The 6,682-nt window shown below is 60.5% G+C and carries 9 protein-coding genes; 4 read left to right on the top strand and 5 right to left on the bottom strand.

What is annotated here, in order from left to right; all coding sequences use genetic code 11:
• Both Q7T64_RS13920 and Q7T64_RS13915 read right to left on the bottom strand, forming a co-directional pair.
• On the bottom strand, window positions 1-299 hold a 299-nt coding region (locus Q7T64_RS13920), incomplete at its 3' end, for a sigma 54-interacting transcriptional regulator (protein ID WP_304796901.1).
• A gap of 287 nt (window positions 300-586) precedes the next feature.
• Window positions 587-943 (bottom strand): hypothetical protein, encoded by a 357-nt coding sequence (locus Q7T64_RS13915; RefSeq protein ID WP_304796898.1) that lies wholly within the window; start codon window positions 941-943, stop codon window positions 587-589.
• Window positions 944-1,673: 730 nt separating this feature from the next.
• Here Q7T64_RS13915 and Q7T64_RS13910 point away from each other — a divergent pair.
• Both Q7T64_RS13910 and Q7T64_RS13905 read left to right on the top strand, forming a co-directional pair.
• Window positions 1,674-2,234 carry a hypothetical protein gene (locus tag Q7T64_RS13910; RefSeq protein ID WP_304796895.1) on the top strand — a complete coding sequence of 187 codons (561 nt, stop codon included), beginning with the start codon at window positions 1,674-1,676 and terminating at the stop codon, window positions 2,232-2,234.
• A gap of 134 nt (window positions 2,235-2,368) precedes the next feature.
• A complete protein-coding gene (locus Q7T64_RS13905; RefSeq protein ID WP_304796892.1) occupies window positions 2,369-3,190 on the top strand; it encodes an SAM-dependent methyltransferase in 822 nt (273 codons plus the stop codon).
• A gap of 13 nt (window positions 3,191-3,203) precedes the next feature.
• On the opposite strand, the gene Q7T64_RS13900 is transcribed toward Q7T64_RS13905, so the two are convergent.
• Window positions 3,204-3,674, bottom strand: coding sequence for a DUF2721 domain-containing protein (locus Q7T64_RS13900; protein ID WP_304796889.1), 471 nt, complete (start codon window positions 3,672-3,674; stop codon window positions 3,204-3,206).
• A gap of 102 nt (window positions 3,675-3,776) precedes the next feature.
• On the opposite strand from Q7T64_RS13900, the gene Q7T64_RS13895 reads away from it, so the two are divergent.
• On the top strand, window positions 3,777-4,286 hold the full coding sequence (locus Q7T64_RS13895; RefSeq protein WP_304796887.1) for an RDD family protein: 510 nt from the start codon (window positions 3,777-3,779) through the stop codon (window positions 4,284-4,286).
• 62 nt (window positions 4,287-4,348) lie between these two features.
• On the opposite strand, the gene Q7T64_RS13890 is transcribed toward Q7T64_RS13895, so the two are convergent.
• Window positions 4,349-4,681, bottom strand: coding sequence for a hypothetical protein (locus Q7T64_RS13890; protein WP_304796884.1), 333 nt, complete (start codon window positions 4,679-4,681; stop codon window positions 4,349-4,351).
• A gap of 37 nt (window positions 4,682-4,718) precedes the next feature.
• Here Q7T64_RS13890 and Q7T64_RS13885 point away from each other — a divergent pair, with 37 nt between their 5' ends.
• Window positions 4,719-5,771, top strand: a complete 1,053-nt coding sequence (locus Q7T64_RS13885) for a glycosyl hydrolase (RefSeq protein WP_304796881.1) — start codon at window positions 4,719-4,721, stop codon at window positions 5,769-5,771.
• Between the two features lie 16 nt (window positions 5,772-5,787).
• Here the strand turns inward: Q7T64_RS13885 and Q7T64_RS13880 are convergent, their stop codons facing one another.
• Window positions 5,788-6,669, bottom strand: a complete 882-nt coding sequence (locus tag Q7T64_RS13880; protein ID WP_304796877.1) for a glycosyltransferase — start codon at window positions 6,667-6,669, stop codon at window positions 5,788-5,790.
• Window positions 6,670-6,682: the final 13 nt, after the last annotated feature.

Below are 6,682 nucleotides of genomic sequence, written 5' to 3'. Positions count from 1 at the left end.
GACACCGCGCCGCAGTTGATTGCAATGAATGGCTTGTCACGCTCGCGCGAGAGACGGTGGATCTCTGCTGCAACCAGTTCCTTGCCGGTACCGCTTTCGCCCGAGACCAGCACATTGGCGCGCGTGGGAGCAACTTTTTCTATCATCTGGAATAGATGCTGCATCGGTGCCGACGCGCCGTACAGCTCACCGCAGCGAATCGGCAAACCCGCATTGCGTAACTGCATGGTGTCGAAATTTTCGGCTTCGGGCGGTGGCGTGCTTACGAAATTGCTGCATAAGTTGAATCCATTGTTCATGCGTTTCTCCAAGGTCAATCAGCTTTGCAGAATTTGCAACGACGATATTTACAGAAGTGCAAATTATTCAATACCCATGTGTCTCCGATTCTGTGCAGCACACTGTCCACAATGACAAGGCCGTTGGTATCTGACCATCGCTGCCGGCATTTATATCCCTGGCTCGCCACATCGTCATTTTCAAGGATTGCAATCGGGGCTATCCACGAACCGGCTTGCGCTTGCGCAAAGCCAGCGGCTTGCGCGATGAACCATGGACGCTGACCATGCCTCTGATGGAACAGGGATTACAACAGCCGAATTTCCGCACGGCTACCCTGCTTTTGACACGAGGAAACTGATATGAAGAACGCAAAGGGCATGATTGCCTTGCTCGCAGTAAGTGTGGCGTTGGCTGGCATGGCCGGCTGCCAGAAACGTGATGAGGCTGGCGCCGGCGCCAGTTCCAGCGGCTCCTCCGGAAGCTCAGGAACGTCCGGCACCAGCTCCGGATCAAGTGGCATGAGTCGTCCTGGCGGATCGAGCGGATCGTCCGGCACCGGTTCCCGATAGGGGCCAGCGAACGCGCCGACATCGAGAGCCGGTCGCCTGATCCGGCAAGATCTCGATGTCGTCGCGTCCTTGGGCCCCTTCATCATGTACATCCGGGACAAGGCCTCCCGGCATCATTCCCCGCTACGAATGCAATAGCCACCACAGCTTGGCCCGAAGTCGGGCCAGCAGCTGACAGCACCGCTGCCATCAACCCTGCCATCAACCCTGCCATCAATCCCCCCTCCATGGAACTTGTTAGCTACTTTTGTTACTGAGTGCGCTATGCGAACAATTGTTCGCATATGGAAATGATGCTGCTGAAAACAGCAGCATCACTGGCATACAGGGGGATAGGCGATGGGCGACAGACTGGGCAAGGTCAAACAGGGGCGTGGCACGCAGCCGGTCAAGCACGATTCCGGACAGGCCAGGGATGCGGGAGGCGACAGTTCAGTCAAAAAAATCAAGATGGCAACGCCGTCGCGCACCAGCCAGCAAAGCAGTGCGACCTCGACCAATTCAATGCTCGCGCCCACCGCAGCGCAGAGCACGAGTGAGCCGGACTATGTCAGCAAGTCCGCCAGTCCGACCAGGCTCAACGATGCGCCAGGCATCGATCACCGCAGTCAAGCGGCACCGATCGCTCCAGGCAGGACGGCCAAGGCGGAAAGCTGGGCGGCGAGTGCGCGCCTGGCAGACGAACTCAATGCCGGTGGAAACGCAGCAGCGCCAGCGCCAGCGCCAGCCCAAGCCCAAGCCCAAGCCCCAGCACCAGCACCAGCACCAGCACCAGCACCAGCACCAGCGGCGGCACCCAGGCCCCGTCCCGACTTACGGACCATGTTTCCAGAGATGTTCAACCCGGCCGAGGAATTCGCTGCAACGGCGGCCACGTATCTGGACCGCAAAGGTGGTGCGGACCATGCCGGTTTTTGGAAGTTCATCGAAGAAGGACTGAAATCCCTGCAGGCAGATCCGTACAGCAAAATCAGGTCAGGCATTGTCGAAGCTCTTGCGAGGGGGCCGTCTCCGGATCAGGTCAGCAAGCCGCAATGGAGCGCGATGTTGGCCAATGCCGCGCGCTGCGACATGGTTGGGCCGTTGCTGGCGCGTGTCACCGAGAAACCCAGGCTCAAGGACATCACGCCGCTCTTGCATATCGCGATCGGAATTCGATTCGAAGGCGAAAATTGCTTATGGCAGGGGCCGATCAGTCATGGCTCGATCCGTCAGATTGCCGATTTCATGAAAAAGCATGAAGCGGTGCTGGGAAAGTCGGAGTGCGCCAGGTTGGTCAAAAAACTTGATCCGATCGTCAACGGCGTCGCATCCTCGCCGTTCCAGGGGCGCGCCGAGCTGCATGACACCTTCCAGACGGCATTTTCCGGTTTCAGGACCTAGCGGGTCCGTCCACTGCAAAATTGGTGGGGCCGGACAAACTCGGCCGGGGGCCGGCGATCCGAAGCGACGGCTAGCCGCATGCAGCTCCGCCACCGGTCGTACAATGGCGATCCACGCACCCGTCAACCGGACCAATGACCGCCTCCCACGAAATCCGCCCCGGACAATCGCTCGAACTGTTGAAGGAACTGCACATCCTTACACGCGAGGGCAAGCTCAACCAGGACAGCCGCCGCAAGCTCAAGCAGGTCAGCCATCTGTTCCAGTTCATCGAGCCCTTGTTGCAGGAGATTGAGCAGACCCGGCCGGACATGCACCTGGTAGACCATGGCGCCGGCAAGTCCTACCTCGGTTTCATCCTGTATGACCTGTTCTTCAAGTCGCGCGGGCACGGTACCGTGGTCGGGATCGAAATGCGGGAAGAACTCGTGACCAGGTCACGCGAACTGGCTGCCAGGCTGGGATTCACGCGGATGGATTTCCAGAATCTTTCCGTTGCCGAGTCCATCACCTCGCCCTTGTTGCCGGCACAGGTCGACATCGTCACCGCGCTGCATGCCTGCAACACAGCGACCGATGACGCCATTCGTTTTGCACTGGCCAGGAAAGCTCGCTTTGTCGTGCTGGTGCCTTGCTGCCAGGCCGAAGTTGCTTCGGTGCTGAACCGGGGCAAGGGCCGCGCGCTGGCGCGCGATGTGCTGACTGAACTATGGCGACATCCGTTGCATACACGTGAATTCGGCAGCCAGGTGACCAACGTGCTGCGCTGCCTGCAACTGGAGGCGCATGGCTACCAGGTGCGTGTGACAGAACTGGTTGGCTGGGAGCACTCGATGAAAAACGAGTTGATCATCGCCAGCTATAAAGACCTGCCGCGCGCGCGTGCGGCGCAGCGCCTGCAGGAAGTCCTGTCTAGCCTTGGCCTGGAAGAATTGCAGCAGCGCTTTTTCGCCTGACCGCAAGGCCGGCTCAGTCCGGCAGGCGGCGGCTGCCGCGGATGGTCAACTTGAGCTTGCGCATGGACAGGAATATTTCGTCCAGGAAGAACAGGTAACTCAGCACCAGGTTGGCCAGGCCGGCAACGAACAGCATCGCCACCACGGCCTCCATGCCCAGGTCAAGTGCATCCTCGACGAACATTGCCACGATGACGCAGCACACCAGCAGGGCGCACATCCCCGCCAGCAGGATTGCGCGCTGAATCGCACGCTGGCGCTGCAACAGCACGCCGGTCTCATGCCGGTGTTCAGCAGTTGGCGTGGCGTTGCCGGGCATGGTGCCGGCTTGCTCCCTGAGCCAGCGCTGGCGGTCGACGATGCGCGAGAGGCGATTATTCAGCACCCGCATCTGCATGGCGACAGCGCCCAACAGGAACGCCGGCGCGATTGTATTTTGCACAATCCTGCCCAGCAGATCGAGTTGCGGGTCCATATGGTCCATGTCAAGGTGGGCAACAGTAGTGGCGCTACGATAACTATCGCGTCGTGTCGTAGCGGGCCGATGCAACCCCCCGATTCTAGACCCAGTCCATTCAGGCATGCGATGAAATTCTGGCGACAGTTGGCGCGCCCTCTGGGCAGTGACGATCAGCCGTGCGAACTCGAATATGTCGGCTTCTGGGCACGAGCCTGGGCGGGCGTGATCGATCTGGGCCTGCTGGCGGCGCTAGCGATGCCGCTGGTGCAAGTTGCCAGGCTGATGGGTGCTGGCGGTTTGCAGCAAATCGGCGTTGGCGCACTGCTGTGGTTGTTGCCATCTGCCGTGGCAGCGCTGTTGTTCTACCTGGCGCCGGGGTCCACGCCTGGCAAATTGGCGATTTCGGCCGTAGTGGTTGATGAGCGCACCGGATGCCCTCCGGGGCTGGCGCAGCAGCTTGGGCGCTCACTTGGTTTGCTGTTGTCGATGGTGCCATTTGGCCTGGGCTTTTTGTGGGTGGCGTTTCATCCCAGGAAGCAGGGATGGCATGACAAGCTGGCTGGCACCCTGGTGGTGCGTGCTCGGCGGCGGGGAGAGGCTGCCAGGCTGACAACCCGAGCCAGTTACCCAAGCTGAAACAATTCCCTATTGAAACAATTCCTTACGGAACTATTGTTTCCATGCGGCATCGAACTCCCTCATTGCGCGATGTCATGCCCGTTCGGCATGACGGCGTCATAAAGGGGGAGTTTGTCAATGAGGGCAGTAAACAGGGAAGGGTGGCGCAGCCTGCGCGTCGCATTTGCAGCCAGTGCGATCGTCATGCTGGCGGCGTGCGGCGGCGGTGGCGGCGGTGGCAGCGCTGATGGCACGGATGCCGCATTGGCTGACCAGGCTAATGCAGACGTATTTGCAAAGAAAATCAGGACAGTAAGCAGTCCGATCTCGGGTACAACGCCGACAACCGGCACTACAGATCCGACCACCACCACAATCACCGGTCGCATCGTCCCCCCCGAATTTTTTGGCATGCACCTCGCCGCCCAAACCTACACGGGCTGGCCCAGCGTGAAATTTTCAATCCAGCGCACATGGGATTCCTGGCCCGGTGTGGCATGGATCGATCTGAACCCGTCCAGCGGCGTGTTCAACTGGGCCAACCTCGACGCACTGGTGAATGATTCGACCGCGCGCGGCGTCGACCTGGTCTATACCTTCGGCTATGTGCCGGCCTGGGCTTCGACCAATGCAGGCGGAGCGTGTGATGGGGCCAGCGCTGGCTCATGCTTTGCACCGCAGTCGGCTGCATGGACCAACTTCGTGACGCAAATCACTAACCGGTACAAGGGCAAGATCAAGTACTGGGAGCTATGGAACGAACCCAATGCCGGAAATTTCTGGAAGGGCAGCAACGCCCAACTGGTAGAGATGGCGCGCCTGGCCTACCCGATCATCAAGAATGCCGGCGGAACGGTACTCACGCCTGCGCCGCAGGGCACGTCGTCGGCCAGCTGGCTGGATGGCTACTTCGCTGCGGGTGGCGCCTCCTACCTCGACATCATGGCATTCCACGCCTATCTGTACGGGCCGCCGGAATACCTCAATGCTCTGGTGGCTAACTTGCGCAGCGTGCAGGCAAAGTATGGCCTGGGCGCGAAACAACTTTGGGATACCGAGCATAGCTGGGGTGATTCCAGCTGGCCGATGGGCGCGGACCAGGACCAGCAGGCTGCATGGCTTGCGCGCTTCCAGGTGCTGTCATTCCACCATGGCATCGACCGCACGTTCTGGTATGGCTGGGAGCACTTTACCTGGGGCACGCTGTTCGACCGCAACACCAGACAGGTGCAAAAGCCGGGCGTGGCGTATGGCGAGGTCTATAACTGGATGATCGGCGCTGGCTTTTCGCCGTGCCAGGTCAGCGGCAGCCAGTACCAATGCAAATTGTCGCGCGCCAATGGCTATGAAGCAACGATCGTCTGGAGCGCCAGCGGCACCAGCAGCTATACGGTACCCACCGGGTACACGCGGCTACGCAATATCGATGGCAGCGCCAGTGGTGTATCGGGCGGGCAGGTGCTGACGGCGGGAATGAAGCCAGTACTGGTCGAAAAGCTGTAAACGGGACGGGTGGCGGCTAACGCCACCCAGGGCCGCAGCCCAGCGGCAGGTAAGCCGCACCTTGCATGTGCCGCATCACCTCCGCGCGATTCAACTGGCCCATGGCGTGCAACTGCGCATGCGCCCTGACCAGTGGCATCTCGGGTCCGTCACCGATGACGCCCACCGTCATGGACGGTAGCAATGCCAGAGCCTCGGCCATCAGCGACAGGCCTTTTTCCAGCGATAGCCGGCCCACGAACAGTGCGCCGGAGCGGAACGTGCCCTGCGCCGGCTGCGGCTGCGGCTGCACGAAGTTGGGCTTGACGACGATGCGTTCGGCAGGCAGGCCGCCTTCAATGAACTTGTCGCGTGAAAATTCATTGAGCGCAATGTAGCGGGTCACCTTGCGCTGGTAAGTGCCGAGGCCGCGATGCAGCACCAGCATGCCGGCCAGCACTGCCGATTGCGCTGCCGAATCGTGATAGCAGCCGCGCATCACGCCGCGCCACGGCACCGCCCCCTTGCAATCTTCGCAGATGCGGTTATTGCGCAGGAACATCGCTTGCAGGCACATCAGCCGAAAATTGTGCAGCGTCTGCACCACCGGGCAAGACCTCCTTGCCGCTGCCCAGTACAGCGACGGCGATACCAGCGGGAAGCTGTTGTGCACATGGATTACATCGGGCGCGAAGCTGTCGATGTGCTGGCCCAGCTCAGTCATTGTCCGTGAGGACCACATGGTCTCCCTTGCCAGTGTGGTGCGCGCCATTTGCCCGATGCTGGCATTGTCGCGGCCATATACCTGCACGATCTGGCCGTGCTCGCGCAACATCTGTACTTCATCATCGACCACGACATCTTCGCCACCGCGATGACGGTAGCGATTGTGGATGACGAGTATGCGTCGCGTGTACATGGGGCCCTTGATT

It is taken from the genome of Lacisediminimonas sp. (assembly GCF_030645335.1).
In the GTDB taxonomy this organism is placed as follows: domain Bacteria; phylum Pseudomonadota; class Gammaproteobacteria; order Burkholderiales; family Burkholderiaceae_D; genus Lacisediminimonas.
This window is presented reverse-complemented; position numbering and strand designations above follow the sequence as displayed.